Origin of the sequence: Mesorhizobium sp. WSM3866 (genome assembly GCF_002294795.1) — a bacterium.
In the GTDB taxonomy this organism is placed as follows: Bacteria; Pseudomonadota; Alphaproteobacteria; order Rhizobiales; family Rhizobiaceae; genus Mesorhizobium.
This window is the reverse complement of the sequence record NZ_NSGC01000005.1, coordinates 129026-144985: the sequence shown is the minus strand read 5'-3', so window position 1 is coordinate 144985 and position 15960 is coordinate 129026. Positions and strand designations below refer to the sequence as shown.

Here is a 15960-nt window from a genome sequence, read left to right as displayed (position 1 = left end):
TCGGGTCAGAATCGTTCAGTCGTCGTCCTGCGAAGCGGCGATGTGGTTCAGCGCGGCGGCATTTGTGATGCGCAGCCCGCCGCGTTTGATGTCGATCATGTGCCGGTTGCGCCAGTCGTTGAGCGTCTTGTTGACCGACTCGCGCGTCGCGCCGAGGAATTCGCCGAGTTCCGATTGCGAAATCGGGATCCAGCCGGCGGGGTCGGCCATGACGCCGCTGAGGAACACCAGCCGTTTCGCCAGCCGGGCCTCGATGCCGAAGAAGGCCTGGTCGCCAAGCTCGCCGCTGACCCAGCGCAGCCGCGTGCACAGCAGCTCGATCATGGCGCGCGCTAGCGGTGGATTTTTTTCAATGCGATCAAAGAGTTGCGTGCGACTGAGAGAAACCAGCTCGCATGCGGTGAGGCAAATGGCGGTTGCCGTGCGCGGGCGTCCGTCGAGCGCGCCGATCTCGCCGATCAGGCTGCGCGACAGCTCGATATTGGCCACCAGCTTCTGCCCGCCCGGTGAATAGAGCGAAATCTCGACCGTGCCGCTCATCACGCCGTAGATGCGGTCGGATGCGTCCTCCTGGACGAACAGGTGCTGACCGGCGGCATAACGTTCGACCTTGCAGCCGCCGAACAGCAGATCGAACTGGCGCGGATCGATCCGCGCCAGACGCGGCAGGGTGCTCCTGTCGTCTGCGCTGGCTGTGGACATGATGCGGTTCCGCCTCTCGTTGAGCGGAAATTGTATGACAAGTGCATGCTCGATCAAGGCCTGTCTCCTTTCGTGCGATTGCGGCAACACACGACGGCCTTTGTAGATCGGGCGCCAGTCGTGCGCTGCCGGCACTCAAATTGGCCGGCAACTGTCCCTTGCAGCGGGAAACCGGAGCGCGCTGGCGGACGCGAACCGAACCACGAAACGCCGTTCGCGCGCGTGGCGGGAGGTGACCGACGCGCGCGAACAGCAAATCTGAAAATGGCTAGGTGATCGAAACTCCCTGCCGAGCTTTCAGGCCCGGAGGCCGTTGGAGCCCATGCATCAGTGCCACCCGGTGCGATATCTGTGCGCGACGCCTCCGCGGCGTATGTGAAGGCGATCACAGAAGCGTCGCCTGTCCAGCAGCGGCTTGCCGCCGCCCTGCATGGACCAGTCCGACCGACCCCGACCGACGAACTCAGCGCCTTCGAACGAAATGTCGGCGACAAGGGCAGCGGCCCGGTTGTCGGCACCCGCCGCAGCAGGCACCATATTGCGGCAGTGCTTCAAAAGGCAATTGCGGAAAAGCGAAAACCGATCTATGGAGCGCGCGGCTGATTGAGGGCGGCCATCATCCTATTTGCATAGGTTCGCTGCCCCATGCCCGATAACTTCTCGCGTGTAATCGCATTTCTTGCCGTGGTTATGGCCCTGCTGTTTGCCGGGCTGCATTTCCATCAGGGCAACATCATAGCCACGCTCTACTTCATGACTGGCGCCATTCTGGTGACGGGAGTAACGCATTTGAATGTGCGCCGAGGCCTGATCTAAGCGTCCTCCCGGACGCGAGCTGTCCCGCTGCACGAAATTGAAGAGGTTCATCGCGGCCGGATCATCCAACTTTCAGGAAGTTGGATGGTGGGCGATGCAGGGATTGAACCTGCGACCCCACCCGTGTGAAGGGTGTGCTCTCCCGCTGAGCTAATCGCCCGCTCGTTGCCCGAAGGCTGAAGCGAGCCGCGATATAAGGGAGGCGGGTGCGCGAAGTCAAGGCAATGTGCCGTCGTTATCCTGCGGATCGATTTCAGGTTCCTGCCGGCTCGATCTGGGCAGGCGCTCAGCGCGCCGCAGCGATCAGACGCTGGGCCAATTCCGGCGTCAGCGTGTCGAAATGCGAGATCACCAGCGTCGGTTCGAACTCGCGCACATGACGATCCGTATAGCCGAAATCGACCGCCACCACCGGAATACCGGCCGCCTTGGCGGTGTCGATGTCGGTCTGCGAATCGCCGACCATCAGGGCGTTGTGCGGATCGCCGCCAGCCAGTTTGATGGTTTCGGTCAGATGGCGCGGGTCGGGTTTGCGGAAGGCAAAAGTGTCCTGGCCGCAGATCGCGGCAAAGTATTTGTCGAGACCGAGCGCGCCGATCAGCGTCGCCGAATTCGCTTCATACTTGTTGGTGCAAACCGCCATCAGATAACCGGCGGCCTGGAAGCGATCGAGGGCTGCGACGACGCCGGGATACGGGCAGGACTTGCCAGGGATGTTGATCGTATAGTGGTCGAGGAAAAGCTTCAGCAGCCGGTCGTGCTCTTCCGCCATCAGCGCCTTGTTTTGCGCCGCATGCGCGCGTTCGATCATGACGCGGCCGCCATGGCCGACGTAGCGTTTGAAGCCGGCTTGGTCGACCGCGGCAAGCTCCGCGGCCGCCAGGCTGTGGTTGAGGCTGTCGAGCAGATCCGGCGCGGTGTCGATGAGCGTCCCGTCGAGGTCGAACACGATGATCGGTCGGGTCATGGCCAGTCCTGAATGATTGAGGTTCCGCAGCCGATACAAGCTGCGCGGTGGTCAAGCAAGCCGCCTCCGTCGGTCCACAGGCAGAGCCTTTGACGGGAAAGGCAAAAATGCTAGGAGGCGCGCCAAACCATGGAAACCGGGGACAGGAGCGGCATGGACGCAAGGCAGTTGAAGGTCGAGGCCGCGCGTGCGGCGCTCGCCCATGTCAGCAGCGGCATGCGGCTCGGCATCGGCACGGGCACGACCGCCGACGAGTTCGTCCGGCTGCTCGCCGAAAAGGTCGCGACCGGCCTCAGCGTCATCGGCGTGCCCACATCCGAGCGCACCGAGGCACTCTGCCGCGAGCTTGGCGTGCCGCTGTCGACGCTCGAGGAAACGCCGGAGCTCGACCTCACCATTGACGGCGCCGACGAGATCGATCCCGCGCTAACGTTGATCAAGGGCGGCGGCGGGGCGCTGCTGCGCGAAAAGATCGTCGCGGCGGCGTCGCAGCGCATGATCGTGATTGCCGACCGGTCCAAGATGGTCGAGACGCTCGGCCGTTTCCCGCTGCCGATCGAGGTCAACAAGTTCGGCCTGCGCGCCACCGAGATCGCGGTCGGCGCGGCGGCGGCAAGCCTCGGCCTTGCCGGCCCGGTGACATTGAGGATGACGGGGGGGCAGCCATTTGTTACAGACGGCGGCCACTTTATCCTCGATGCATCTTTTGGCCGCATTCCGGATACAAGAGCGCTTTCGAATGCTCTCTTCGCCATTCCAGGCGTTGTCGAGCACGGTCTATTCATCGGGCTGGCGTCAACCGCCGTCATCGCCGGCGGCGACGGCATCCAAACCGTCCATGCCGCCCGAAAACCAGGGAGTTCTATCGACCATGATGTTGCATAAACGGGTTCGCCGCCTTTCGACCATTCTGGCGGCCTCAGCGGTGCTTGCGCTGTCCTCGCCGGCGTTTTCGCAGGATATCAGCGAATCGCATCTGAAGGCCGCACGGGCCGCAGTTGCGGCTATCCACGCTACCGACCCGTTCGACAATATCCTGCCGCAGGCGGCGGCCGCGCTTGAGAACCAGCTGATCCAGAAGAACCCCGACATGCAGGAACTGATCGGCAAGACGGTCACCGAAAAGGCCATGGGCTTGGCGGCGCGCCGCGCCGACCTGGAGAAGGAGGCGGCGCTCGCCTACGCCAAGGTGTTTTCCGAAAAGGACCTCAACGATATCGCCACTTTCTACAGCTCGGAAGCCGGCAAGAAGCTGCTCGACAGCGGCCCGGCGGTCACGCGCGACCTGGTGAAGGCGGCAGACATTTGGCAGAACGGGGTCGCCCGCGACCTCGCCCAGCAGGTCGGCGAAACGCTCGCCGCCGCCGCAAAGGCCGCGGCTCCTGCCAAGCCTGCGAAGGATGCGGCCGCTCCTGCCGACGGCTCCGCTCCTGCCGATAATTCGGCGCCTGCAGACGACCAGGCTCCTGCCGACAACTCGGCTCCTGCCGACAATTCGCAGAACTGATCCGTTTCAAGCGGCCGACGGCCGACTTGACCAGAAGAGCCCGGATTTCCGGGCTTTTCTTTTGCCTGCTGTCCGCCTACCTGTGACACACTTCCATTGCGCAGGAGTCCTTTCGATGGCCGGTTACGACTATGATCTCTTCGTCATCGGCGGCGGCTCCGGCGGGGTGAGGGCGGCCCGTGTGGCCGCCTCGCTCGGCAAGCGCGTCGCCATTGCCGAGGAGTATCGCTATGGCGGTACTTGCGTCATCCGCGGCTGCGTGCCGAAGAAACTTTATGTCTATGCCTCGCAATTCCCCGAACATTTCGCCGATGCCGCCGGCTATGGCTGGATGGTGCCCGAGGCAAGCTTCGACTGGCCGACGCTGGTCGCCAACAAGGACAAGGAGATCGCCAGGCTGGAGGCGATCTACAAGAGGAATGTCGAAGGTGCGGGCGGCGAGGCCTTCCACTCGCGCGCCGTGCTGGTCGATCCACATTCCGTCTATCTCACTGCCGAAGACCGCACCGTCAGCGCCGACCAGATCCTGATCGCCACGGGCGGCCGTCCGGCTCCGCACCCGGCGCTTTCCGGCCACGAATATTGCATCTTCTCCAACGAAGCCTTCGATCTCAAGGAATTGCCGAAGGCGATCATGATCGAGGGCGGCGGCTATATCGCCGTCGAATTCGCCAACATCTTTCATGGACTGGGCGTCGACACCACGCTGGTCTACCGTGGCCAAGAAATTCTTTCGCGCTTCGATATGGACCTTCGCCGCTCGCTGCACGAGACAATGGAGAAGAAGGGGATCAGGATCCTCTGCCGTTCGATCTCGGAATGGGTGCGCAAGACCGCTGAAGGCAGACTGGACGTGCTGCTCTCCAGTGGTCAGACGCTGACCGTCGACCAGGTCATGCTGGCGATCGGCCGCATCCCGAACACGGAGAATATGGGCCTCGAAGGCGTCGGCGTTGAGCTCGGCAAGACCGGCGCGATCATCGTCGATGAATTTTCCCGCACCAGCATCGACAATATCTGGGCGATCGGCGACGTCACCCACCGCGTGCAACTGACGCCGGTCGCCATCCACGAAGCGATGTGTTTCATCGAGACAGCCTTCAAAGGCAATCCGACAGCGCCAGACCATGATACCATTCCGACGGCCGTGTTTTCGCAGCCCGAGATCGGCACCGTCGGCTTGTCCGAGGACGAGGCGGTCAAGCGCTTCCCGGACATCGAGATCTATCGCGCGTCTTTCCGTCCCATGCGGCACACGCTGTCGGGCCGCGACGAAAAGATGCTGATGAAGCTGGTGGTCGACGGCGCGTCGCGGAAAGTGCTCGGCGCCCATATCCTGGGACCTGACGCCGGCGAGATGGCGCAGCTGCTCGGCATTCCGCTGAAAGCGGGGCTGAGCAAGGACGATTTCGACCGCACCATGGCCGTTCACCCGACAGCGGCGGAGGAGCTGGTCACCATGTACAAGCCGACCTATCGCGTGAAGAACGGCGAGCGCGTTTGAAGCCAAGCCGGGAAGGCGCCGCCGGCCATGCCGGCGGCGCGAAGCTTCTTGGCTAGAGGAGCGTGCCGCGCAGGATCACCAGAGCCACTGAGAAATAGATCACCAGCCCGGTGACATCGACCAGCGTGGCGACGAACGGTGCCGAGGCGCTTGCCGGATCGAAGCCGATGCGCTTCAGCGCGAAAGGCAGCATCGATCCCGACAGCGAGCCGAAGGTCACGATGCCGACCAGCGCCGCGCCCACCGTTGCCGCGATCAGCATCCAATGCGGGCCATAGTCGTAGAAGCCGAAATACTGCCAGAGCGCGATGCGGCAGATGCCGACTATGCCGAGGATCGAGCCGAGCACCAAACCGGTCGGCAGCTCGCGCAAGGCGACACGCCACCAGTCGCGAAGGCCGATCTCGCGCAGCGCCAGCGCGCGGATGACGAGCGAGGTCGCCTGCGAGCCGGAATTGCCGCCCGAGCTCATAATGAGCGGGATGAAGAGGGTGAGCACGATCGCCTTCTCCAACTCGCCCTCGTAGCTCTGCATGGCGTTCGCCGTGAGCATCTCGCTGAGGAACAGCGCGCAGAGCCAGCCGGCCCGCTTCTGGATCATGGCGAGAAAGCCCATCTTCATATAGGGCTCGTCCAGCGCCTCCATGCCGCCGAAACGATGAGCGTCTTCGGTCGTTTCCTCGACCATGGTGTCGATGATGTCGTCAACGGTGACGATGCCGAGGATCTTGCCGTGATCCACGACCGGCAGGGCGAGCAGATCGTATTTGGAGATCGTCTGCGCCAGCGTTTCGCGATCGGTCAGTGGCGTGACCGTGACCGGCATGCGATCCGGCGCCACCGACAGGATCGAGTCCTGAGGCTCGCCGGTGATCAGCCGGCGCAAGCCCGTCGCCCGCAGCAGGAGCTGCGTGGCCTTGTCGGTGATGTAGATCGCATAGACGGTCTCGCGCGTGCGCTCGACTTTGCGGATATAGTCGAGCGTGCGGCCGACGGTCCAGTCCGAAGGCACGCTGACGAACTCGGTCGTCATGATCGAGGCGGCGCTGCCCTCGGGATAACCGAGAATCGAAAGCAGCGTCGCGCGCAGCGGTGGGGCAAGCGCGCCAAGCAGTTCCGAGCGCGCAGGCTCATCGAGCTCGCGCAGGATGTCGGCTGCGCGGTCGACCGACATGGCGGTGAGCAGCTTGCCTGCTTTCGCGCGCGGCAGGGCTGCGGCGAGTTCCGGCGCGCTTTCGAGCTCCGGCTGGTCGAAGATTTCGACCAACCGCTCGAACGGCACCGCGCAGAGCAGCTCGATGGCCGTCTCGCGAGGTTCGCGGTTGAGGGCTTCGACGACGTCCGCGACGTGGTCGTTGGCAAGAACACGGGCGACGGCGACCGCTTCGTCGTCCAATACGGATGCGAATTCATTCATGGCTCACTCCTTGCCGTCCGGCAGGACGTGAGCCGTCAGGTCACGTCAAGGCGGACGGCGGTTGCGTTCGACTGTGACTGTCGCCAGGCATGGCGGGTTTGACCTTTCTGCTCGCGGGGTAGCGCATGACTCCCCGAAAAATCGGCTCCGATTTTCGAAAGGATCATGCGCAATTCTAAGATTCTACAGCGTCCCTTACGCGTCCGAAGGGCGCGTGGCGCTGTAGGTTTCAAATCTGCGAGCGGGCGCAACATAGGAGCGCGTTTTGCCGAGTCAATCGCGACGAGCGCTGAAAATGAGCGAAGCATTGCCGGATCGCGAGACTGTGATCGACAGTGGCCGCTGCCGAGGCGACGGACCAGGGCTGGACTGATTGCTATTTCTGCTTGAGCCGCCGGAAGCGCAACCATTTGTCCTCGGCCGGCCGGGGCTGCGCGAGGATCGTCGTGAGCTCGCGCGGCAGAGCGGGAGCGAGCGGCTTCTTGGTCGCGACGCCATCGGAGATCGCCACGACGCTATGATAGAATTCCTCTCCGGAAAGCGACCGCGGCGGAACGGCCTCGTGCATCACGCTGATCACGGTTACATCCGGGCAATTGACCTTGATCGCTTCGTGGAAGGCGATCTTGCCTTCGGGGTCGAGAGCGCCGGTCGCTTCGTCGAGGAAGAGCAGTCCCGGCTGCTGCAGGATGATGCGGGCTACCACCAGCTTCTGCTTCTGCCCGCCTGACAGAACCTGATCCCAGAGCTTGCCTTCGCGGCTCTCATCGGCCAGGTGCCCAATGAATTCGCCGAGGCCGGCCTTGTGCAGGGCGGCCGCTACCAGCACGTCGGTGTGATCGTTTTCCGAACCCGGCAGACAGACGAGCTGCTTCAGCGAGACCTGCTGCAGCTTGACCTCCTGGGCGGCATAGAAGCTCGTTACCCCTTCCGGGAACACGATGGTGCCGCGGCCATAGGGCCACAGACCATTGATTGCCTTGATCAGCGAGGTCTTGCCGCAGCCGGACTCACCCTTGAGGAATGTCCACTCGGCGCGGCGGAAGCGCAGGTTGGCGGCGCTCAGGAAGGGCGTTGCGTCCTCGCCCTGATGCGCCAGCTCCAGCTTCTGGATGGTCAGGCCGAAGACGGGATTTTGCGTGGCATAGCTGAAGTCCGAGCGGCCGGTCTGGCGATAGAACTCCTGCGGCTGCTGGACGTTCTCGATGGCGCTGGCGAGCTCGGTCACACGCTGGCTGTTGGCCCTAAGCGTGGCGATCGCGGGCATGACATGGATGAACCACGAACACTGGCTGATCAGCTGCGCGACCATTTCAGAGCCGGTTATGTAGCCCTTGAGATCGAAGCCATTGTGAATGAACGGCACGAGACCGGGTCCGTAGGAAACGATGCGGGCGCCGATGAAATTGTAGATCAGCTCGAACGACATGTAGCTGGTGTTGACGACGTTCAGCCGCCCCCAGGTCTTGTCGATGTCGACATAGAGCTTGTCGTGCATCGTCTTCTGCACATCCTCGCCGTGTGAGGCGGCGACGTGGAAGCTGCGGCGCAGGAAGGTCGTCAATTCGCTGCGATAACTGCCTTCGGCCTGTTGCATGCGGATGTTGAGACGTTCGAGCAGGCCGCCGAGCTTCACCGCAATCCAGGTGTTGAGCGGCACGTAGGTCGCGACCGCCAGAAAGGCCAGCACGGCACTGCCGTAGCTGCCGAGGAACTCCAGCCCTTTGACCTCCACCGAGGCCCCGATCAAATTCTCGCCGACGAAGTAAAGCGAGGTCGCCACGCCCAGCACGCCCATGGCGAGGCCGATGGCGCCGCCCGTCATGTCCTTGATCGATTCCTGGATGCGCTGGTCGATGTTGTCGGGAGCGACGATACCGCCGGCAACCGAGCCATGCTGGGCATGGAAATGGGTATGGTTGCCGTCGAGCAGCGCCCGGTTGAATTGGCTGTTCAGCCAGCCCCGCCATTTGCGATGCAAGGTTGCGGAAACGAGATTTCGCACTCCGGTGAAGCCGGCGTCCTTGAGCACGACCAACAGCACCAATATGCCGGCATTGGTAAGAAGCGTCTGGAGCGGATTGATATTGGCGGCGTCGTGGAAGAAGGCGATCGAATTCACCAGCTCGCCCGATGCCATGGCAAACCACACGCCAGCCTTGCTGGAGAGCGCTGTCAGCAGCGCGATGACGAGGGTGAGGGTCCAGGCTTCCTTCCACCGGTCGGAGAACCAGTAGGCTCGCATCAGCCCCCAGAATGTGCGCATCGACGATACCGGCGTCAGGGGCGAGGGCCTTGCCGCCTCGCTGGATGTTTGCTCCGGTACTGTACGTCGCGGTCTACCGACCCGAATCACGATCCCGCCCGAACCTTTCCTGTTTTGTTACACATGGTAACACCAATTGATCATTTTCCATTAATTTTCTTCCTCCGAATGGGAACAGGGTTACCGGCCGTGGCATGAAGGCAACAGAAAAGCTTTGCCGGCTGATATCTATCGGAGCGGAATTCGTGTTTTGGTTCAGCCGGTTGGGAACAGAGTTTCGGCTGGAAAGGACTTTCCCCAGGGGAAGCCAAAAACACGGTTTTGTGAAGGAATATTCAGCCCGATGCGCGGCCGGTCCATGGTTGAAGGGCTCGAAAAGTCCCTTCAGGAGACCTGGGGTTACCTCGAATCAACCGCCGTAGACCGCGGGAATCTCTCTCAGCAGTCATCACGGGCTTCCGCGTCGGCTGGACGGAGGGGTGATGCGAACTTGGTCTAGCCCGCCGTTTCGAGCTCACCGCGCGCCTTGGCCGCAGCGACCTGGCGGATAGCATCGGCCAGCGTGGCGGCGTCCTGCGCGCCCATAACGGCATATTTGGCTTCGAGCAGGAAACAGGGCACGCCGGTGATGCCCATGCGCGAGGCGGTGGCGATTTCGTTGCGCACCGCCTCGACATCGGCATCCGTCGGCAGCAGCGTCTGGACCACGGAGCCGTCCATGCCGGCTTCGCGGGCGGCTTCGGTTAGGACGGCATGGTCGCCGAGATTGGCGCCTTCCTCGAAATTCAGCTGGAAGAGGCGTCGCACCAACCGGTTCTGCACGTCCTCGCCGGCAGGCCCCGCCCAACGGATAACGCGGTGGGCGTCCAGCGTGTTGGGAGCGACCTTGATGGCGCCGAAGGCGAAATGGATCCCTTCCGCCTCGCCGAGCGGCTCAATGCGCGCATGGATCTGATGGATGCGTTCCTCGCTGCCGAATTTGCCCAGCATGTATTCGCGGCGACCCATGCCGCCTTGCGGAATGGTCGGATCGAGCTGGAACGGCCGCCAGCGCACGTGCACGTCGATATCGCCGGCAGCGGCGATCGCCCTGTCCAGCCGCTTCTGGCCGATGAAGCACCAGGGACAGACGACATCCGACACCACATCGATGGTGATCGAGTTCTCCGCGCTCATGCTCGTCTCCTTGCTTGGTCGGTGTCAGGCGGGGGATCGCGTCAGTTGGGCTTTCGCCACCATGTCGGCAGCTGATAGCCGAATATGGGCGTCTTTTGCGGATGTTCCAGGTAGCTCCAGTAAGCCAGCCACTGCTGCGTGTTGTATTGCATGGGCACCATGTAGTTGCCCGATATCAGCAGCCGATCGAGAACGCGCACCGCAGCGACATAGTCTTCCTTCGTGCGGGCATTCAGCATCGCGTTGATCGCCGCGTCGACCGCGGGATCGGCGACGCCGGCCAGGTTGAATGAACCCTCCTGCTTGGCGGCGACGGATCCCCAGCGCCCCACCTGCTCGCTGCCGGGCGAGAGCGAATTGTTGAATCCGCTTGTGCCGATCAGCACCTCGAAGTCGAAGCGCTGCTTGCGCGACTGGATTTGATCGCCGTCGAGGCCGCGGATGGTTACATCGATGCCGATCTTCTCCAGCGTGCGCTGATAGAGAGCCGCAAGCCGCTCCTCGTCCTGCGATGACGTCATGATCTCGAAGCCGAAGGGATTGCCTTCAGGGTCGACCATCCGGCCGTCCTCTACGTGATAGCCAGCGCTTTTCAGGAGCTCGAAAGCCGCTCGCAGCACCTTGCGGTCCTGGCCGGAGCCGTCGGTGACCGGCGGCCGCCAGGTTCCGTCCATCACCTCGGCAGGGACGCGGCCGGGGTAGGGGGCAAGCAGCGCCTTCTCTCTCTCGTCGGCGGGATGGCCGAGCGCGGACAATTCCGAGTTCTGCCAGAAGCTCATGGTTCGATTGAACTTGCCGGCGAACAGGTTTTTGTTGGCCCATTCGAAGTCGTAGAGCATGCCGAGCGCACGCCGCACGACCGGATTGGAAAACTTCGGCAGCCTGGTGTTGAACAGGAAGCCCGTCACCACCGGCGGAATACCGGTGTCGAAATATTCCTGCTTCACATCACCCTTGCGAAAGGCCGGGAAGTCGATATCGCGGTCGCGCTTGACCGGATCGGTCTCGTCGTCGAGGGCACAGATGCCTTTCTTGAACGCTTCCGTCTTGGCGTTGGCGTTGAGGAAATACTCGATGGTGATCTGGTCGAAATTGTCGAAGCCGCGCTTCGATGGGATGTCCTTGCCCCAATAATTGGGATTGCGCTTGAACACGATGCGCTGTCCAGGCTGCACCTTGTCCACGGTATAGGGGCCGCTGCCGATCAGCGGCTTCAGCGAGGTCTTGTCGAAGGTCTCCTTCTCGAAGGCGTGCTTGGGGATGATCGGCGTCAGCGCGACGATCAGCGGAAATTCGCGATTGGCCTTTTCGTTGAAGGTGAACTTCACGCTGTGGTCGCCGGTCTTCTCCAGCCTGGCGATCATGCTCATGCGATCGCTGTAAGGCGGGCGGCCCTTGTCCTTGAACACATCGTAGGTGAACAGCACGTCCTCCGGCGTCACCGGCTGGCCGTCCGACCATTTGGCATTGGGATCGAGGTGGAACTCGATGCTCTTGCGATCCGGGTCCATGTCGGCGCTGTCGGCGAGCAGGCCGTAGAGGCTGAAGGGCTCGTTGTAGTTGCGCTGCATCAACGGCTCGAAGACCAGGTTGCCGTAGACCGTGTCGATCATGCCGCGCGCGGTGGTGCGCAGGCTCTTCAGGATGAAGGGGTTGAGATTGTCGAAACTGCCGACGACGCAATAGGTGACGCTGCCGCCCTTCGGCGGGTCGGGATTGACGTAGTCGAAATGCGTATAGTCCGCAGGCAGCGCCGGCTCGCCCTGCATGGCGATGCCGTGCTTCGGTTCCGACAAAGCCGGAAGCAGCGAGAGGGCCAGAAACGAGGTCGCGGCGATCAGCCGAACGAGAACGCGGTCCATGACCGTCTCCTTGCCGGGCAGCTTGGTGATTCGACATGCACCCTAGAGCATTTCGCTCCCCGATTGAATCGGCGCGCGCCGGTCGCTTGGGTTCAGTCGACGCATCGCCGATGAGGCTCGTCCAGGGCAGGAGAACGCGGCAAGAAAACGCGGAAACCGGGCTGGATTCGGCGCCGCTGGCAGTGTAACACGCGCTCCGAAGTCATGCTGTTGCCTCATTTGGGCAACAGGTAGCGGGACCACACGGCAGGAAGAAGCCGGTCCCCGGGATCATTTGAGAGGAAAGTGCACCATATGACGAGCAACGCGTATCGCCTTTCGGTGCTGGCCGCAGGCGTGGTCGGCGTTCTGGGCGCCGGGCTTTTCACCGCTTCCGCGCAGCAGCCGCCGCAGATTCCGCAGGGCTGGTTCAAGGCCTGCACCAAGCAGGAAGACGTCGATATCTGCAACGTGCAGAACATCGTCACAGCCGGCAATGGCCAGCTCGTCACCGGCGTCAGCCTGATCGAGCTCAAGGGCAAAGTGAACCGTAAGGTGTTCCAGGTGACGGTGCCGACCGGCCGTCTCGTTCCTCCGGGCATCGGCCTGCAAATCGATTCCGGCAAGGCGCAGAAGCTCGACTATGTGATCTGCTTCCCGGATCGCTGCGTGGCCGAAGTGCCGCTGACCGACCAGCTTGTCGCGTCCTTCAAGAAGGGCCAGCAGATCACGCTCACCTCGGTCAATTTCCAGAACCAGCCGAACCCGATCAAGGTTGCGCTGACGGGCTTCAGCGGCGCCTATGACGGCCCGCCGCTGCAGCAGTCGGACATCGAGGACCGCCAAAAGAAGCTGCAGGACTTCGTCGCCAAGAACAACCAGGACTTCGCCAAGAAGCTTAAGGAAGAGCAGGACAAGGCGAAGACCGCCAACTGATTGTTGGAGCGTTTCTCCAGCATGCTAAAAAGCGAGCGGGGCAGGCGCCCCGCTTTTTTATTGTCGCTTGTTCAGCCCTCAGTGTTTCGAGTGACCTTTCGGCTCGTAGCGCCCGTCGGGCAGCTTGTCGAACATCTCGCCGATCTGCGGGTGCCGCACCGGCTCGCCCGACCGGTCCTCGAGCAGGTTCTGCTCGGATACATAAGCGATGTACTCTGTCTCGGAGTTCTCGGCGAGAAGGTGATAGAAAGGCTGGTCCTTGCTTGGACGCATGTCCGCCGGGATCGCTTCATACCATTCTTCGGTGTTGGCGAATTGCGGATCGACGTCGAAGATCACGCCACGGAACGGAAACAGCCGGTGGCGAACAACTTGTCCGATCGCGAATTTGGCCGTCTTCATCGCACTCACCACTTCGGTCCCGAGGCGCCGCAGCGGCTTGCGCGCACAGGGCGCCTAAGGTCTTGAATCTACACGTCACGCGCTCAAAAATCGACCCCGACTTTCGGCTTGGTACGATTTGGCGCAGACGTTGCTCCAATGCAATGCTTTACCGACGCCCTGGCCACCAAGCTACCTATCGGCAGGCGCAATGCTCGGCCGAAAGCGGTAGTTTGCAAATGTGCCTCAGCGCGCGGCCTGTTTCCTGAAGCCGCCGGCGAGCGCCCGAAAACCGCTTCCCGGCCGCAGGCCTTCGCGCATGAAGAAGGCGCGCAGCGGCGCGAAGCTGCCCAGCACGTTGAGGCCGGCGCTGCGCGCAAGCTGCGCCGGGAGCATGTCGGACAGCAGTGACATGTTGAGCAAGTTCACCGCACTGCTGCGCGCCAGGATGTCCGGACGGCGCCGCGTGTCGTAGGCGGCAAGGCTCAGCCTCGACCCGGGATCGTCGCGATTTTCGCTGGCGATTCCAATTAGATCGTCGATATCCCTGATGCCGAGATTGAGGCCTTGTGCCCCGATCGGCGGGAAGACATGAGCAGCCTCGCCGACAAGCGCCACACGGTTTTGCGCGAACCGACCAGGCGAGGCCGCCGAAAGCGGGTAGACTTGGCGGCCGGGCTCGACCGAGACCCGGCCGAGCATGGACTGCATTTGCTCTTCGACCCGAACAGACAGCATGGCATCGTCGAGCGCGGCCAGTTCCTGTGCCGTTTCCGGCTTCACCACCCAGACGAGACTGGAGCGCTTGCCCGGCAGCGGCACCTGCGTGAACGGCCCGGTCTCGGTATGGAATTCAGTTGAGATGAAGCCATGCTCGCTGCGATGGCTGAAATTGAGAACGAGCGCCGACTGAGGATAGGGTCGGGCGGAGGCCCTGATGCCGGCGGCCTCGCGCGCCGGCGACAGGCGCCCGTCGGCGGCAACCGCCAGCGATGCCGAGACCTCACTGCCATCGGCGAGGCTCGCATGTGCGTGGTCGGCGTCGAGCCGCCAGGCATCGACCATCGACTTTCGCCACTCAATGCCGGGATTTGCGGCGACCTTCTTGGCAAGCACCGGGATCAGGATTTTGTTCGGCAGGTTGAGCCCGAACTGCTCCTCGCCGATTTCGCTGGCGCGGAAGGTGACGGTCGGGCTGCGGATCAGCCGGCGCGTTGCGTCGACGATGCGCATCATTTTCAGCGGCGCCGCCTGCGGTCTGAGTTCGTCCAGCACACCCAGCCGGTCGAGCACCTTGAGAGCAGGGTTCATAAGGGCGGTGGTGCGGCCATCGCCGCCGGCGGCCTCGGGGCCAGCCAACGTTACGGCAAAGCCTGCCTCGGCAAAGCCGAGTGTCGCGATCAGGCCGGCCGGGCCGCTGCCGGCGATCAATATGCGAACTTTGTCACTCTGCTCCACGCCAGGCTTCCATGTTGATGGCGGCCCGTCGGCCTGCATGCGGTATAGGGCAGATCGGCGGGCTTGATCAACGCGGCGATTCGGCCCATTCGATTGGCATGAGCGCCCAGGAGCACGATTTCCGCCATCTCGACCGCGCCGGCCGCGCCACGGCGGGACTGGCGCGCAGCCCCCGCCTTGCCGTGATGCTCACTATCGGTGCGGGCGTCGTGCTTGCCTGGTGGATCCTCGCTGCCATGGCTATTCGCGGCGCCGAAAGCCGCGTTGCCGGCGGCGCTCCGGGCGATGCGCTGCTGAAGAACCTGCCGCCATTGCCGCTGCCGGATTTCCTCGACCGGTTCTTCGCTTTGTGCCTTGCGCCGGCGCCGCTTTCAGGCTCGTTGGCGGCGTCGGCGCTCGTCCTGATGTGGTTCGTAATGGCGGTGGCGACGATGCTGCCCTCGGCGGCGCCGATGATCCGCACCTATTGCGAGATTGCCGATACCGCTCGGATCAAGGGAGAGCCCGTCGCCCATCCGCTGGTTCTGGTGATGGGATTTCTCGCGACTTGGCTTGCCGCCTCAGTGGCGTTCGCCGCGCTGACGCTCATAATCTATGGCTTTGTCGCCGCGGGACAGGTGCTCGATCCTGTCGTCGGGGTTGCCGGGGCCGCCGCCTTGGCGACTGCCGGCCTCTATCAGTTCAGCGGCTTGAAGCAGGCGTGCCTCAAGAGGTGCCGCAACCCGTTCTCGATCCTGTTCGCCAACTGGAGCGCGAAGCCGGGGCGTGTCTTTCGCATGGGGGTGGAGCAGGGCGTCTGGTGTCTCGGCTGTTGCTGGGCGCTGATGCTGGTCATGTTCGCCGTGGGCGCGATGAACATCTTCTGGATGGCGCTGATCAGCCTGTTCGCTCTGATCGAAAAACAGACCGCAGGCAGGGTGGCCAGCCAGGTTTCCGGTGCGATACTGCTTGTGTGGGCCGCCGCCCTGCTATTAGTTTCCGCGTGAGGG

The 15960-nt window shown here is 62.9% G+C and carries 15 protein-coding genes and 1 tRNA gene; 7 read left to right on the top strand and 9 right to left on the bottom strand.

Annotation, left to right across the window (positions count from 1 at the left end; genetic code table 11):
- Positions 1–15: 15 nt before the first annotated feature.
- Positions 16–702: a Crp/Fnr family transcriptional regulator gene (locus CK222_RS13770; protein WP_067320180.1), complete on the bottom strand. Its 687-nt coding sequence runs from the start codon at positions 700–702 to the stop codon at positions 16–18.
- Between the two features lie 351 nt (positions 703–1053).
- Here CK222_RS13770 and CK222_RS13765 point away from each other — a divergent pair, with 351 nt between their 5' ends.
- Both CK222_RS13765 and CK222_RS32270 read left to right on the top strand, forming a co-directional pair.
- Positions 1054–1305 carry a hypothetical protein gene (locus tag CK222_RS13765; protein ID WP_095800728.1) on the top strand — a complete coding sequence of 84 codons (252 nt, stop codon included), beginning with the start codon at positions 1054–1056 and terminating at the stop codon, positions 1303–1305.
- A 42-nt stretch (positions 1306–1347) separates the two neighbouring features.
- The gene (locus CK222_RS32270; protein WP_164746760.1) at positions 1348–1518 is read left to right on the top strand and encodes a hypothetical protein; all 171 of its coding nucleotides are present in this window, start codon (positions 1348–1350) and stop codon (positions 1516–1518) included.
- An 85-nt stretch (positions 1519–1603) separates the two neighbouring features.
- Here CK222_RS32270 and CK222_RS13760 read toward each other — a convergent pair.
- Both CK222_RS13760 and CK222_RS13755 read right to left on the bottom strand, forming a co-directional pair.
- Positions 1604–1678: transfer RNA gene (locus tag CK222_RS13760), tRNA-Val, on the bottom strand.
- A 126-nt stretch (positions 1679–1804) separates the two neighbouring features.
- Positions 1805–2485, bottom strand: coding sequence for a phosphoglycolate phosphatase (locus CK222_RS13755; protein ID WP_095800727.1), 681 nt, complete (start codon positions 2483–2485; stop codon positions 1805–1807).
- Between the two features lie 153 nt (positions 2486–2638).
- Here CK222_RS13755 and rpiA point away from each other — a divergent pair, with 153 nt between their 5' ends.
- The 3 genes from rpiA (at position 2639) to gor (ending at position 5496) form a co-directional block, all read left to right on the top strand.
- Positions 2639–3370: a ribose-5-phosphate isomerase RpiA gene (gene rpiA, locus CK222_RS13750; protein WP_095800869.1), complete on the top strand. Its 732-nt coding sequence runs from the start codon at positions 2639–2641 to the stop codon at positions 3368–3370.
- Positions 3357–3992 carry a DUF2059 domain-containing protein gene (locus CK222_RS13745; protein ID WP_095777683.1) on the top strand — a complete coding sequence of 212 codons (636 nt, stop codon included), beginning with the start codon at positions 3357–3359 and terminating at the stop codon, positions 3990–3992. Before rpiA ends, CK222_RS13745 begins: the two co-directional genes overlap by 14 nt.
- Before the next feature lie 115 nt (positions 3993–4107).
- Positions 4108–5496, top strand: a complete 1389-nt coding sequence (gene gor / locus CK222_RS13740; protein ID WP_067320039.1) for a glutathione-disulfide reductase — start codon at positions 4108–4110, stop codon at positions 5494–5496.
- Positions 5497–5548: 52 nt separating this feature from the next.
- On the opposite strand, the gene mgtE is transcribed toward gor, so the two are convergent.
- From mgtE to CK222_RS13720, 4 genes are all read right to left on the bottom strand, one after another.
- Positions 5549–6913, bottom strand: a complete 1365-nt coding sequence (gene mgtE, locus CK222_RS13735; RefSeq protein ID WP_095800726.1) for a magnesium transporter — start codon at positions 6911–6913, stop codon at positions 5549–5551.
- Between the two features lie 376 nt (positions 6914–7289).
- On the bottom strand, positions 7290–9179 hold the full coding sequence (locus tag CK222_RS13730) for an ABC transporter ATP-binding protein/permease (protein ID WP_164746761.1): 1890 nt from the start codon (positions 9177–9179) through the stop codon (positions 7290–7292).
- A gap of 495 nt (positions 9180–9674) precedes the next feature.
- Complete coding sequence (locus CK222_RS13725; RefSeq protein WP_095800724.1) at positions 9675–10355, bottom strand: DsbA family protein; 681 nt, start codon at positions 10353–10355, stop codon at positions 9675–9677.
- Positions 10356–10396: 41 nt separating this feature from the next.
- Positions 10397–12217: an extracellular solute-binding protein gene (locus CK222_RS13720; protein ID WP_095800723.1), complete on the bottom strand. Its 1821-nt coding sequence runs from the start codon at positions 12215–12217 to the stop codon at positions 10397–10399.
- A gap of 285 nt (positions 12218–12502) precedes the next feature.
- On the opposite strand from CK222_RS13720, the gene CK222_RS13715 reads away from it, so the two are divergent.
- Entirely contained in the window at positions 12503–13132 is a 630-nt protein-coding gene (locus CK222_RS13715) for an invasion associated locus B family protein (RefSeq protein ID WP_095777677.1), read from the top strand.
- A 78-nt stretch (positions 13133–13210) separates the two neighbouring features.
- On the opposite strand, the gene hspQ is transcribed toward CK222_RS13715, so the two are convergent.
- Together hspQ and CK222_RS13705 are read right to left on the bottom strand one after the other, a co-directional pair.
- The gene (gene hspQ, locus CK222_RS13710; protein ID WP_066989816.1) at positions 13211–13534 is read right to left on the bottom strand and encodes a heat shock protein HspQ; all 324 of its coding nucleotides are present in this window, start codon (positions 13532–13534) and stop codon (positions 13211–13213) included.
- Positions 13535–13759: 225 nt separating this feature from the next.
- Entirely contained in the window at positions 13760–14971 is a 1212-nt protein-coding gene (locus CK222_RS13705; RefSeq protein ID WP_245322432.1) for a UbiH/UbiF family hydroxylase, read from the bottom strand.
- A 98-nt stretch (positions 14972–15069) separates the two neighbouring features.
- Here CK222_RS13705 and CK222_RS13700 point away from each other — a divergent pair, with 98 nt between their 5' ends.
- Positions 15070–15957, top strand: a complete 888-nt coding sequence (locus tag CK222_RS13700) for a DUF2182 domain-containing protein (protein ID WP_095800721.1) — start codon at positions 15070–15072, stop codon at positions 15955–15957.
- Positions 15958–15960 lie beyond the last annotated feature (3 nt).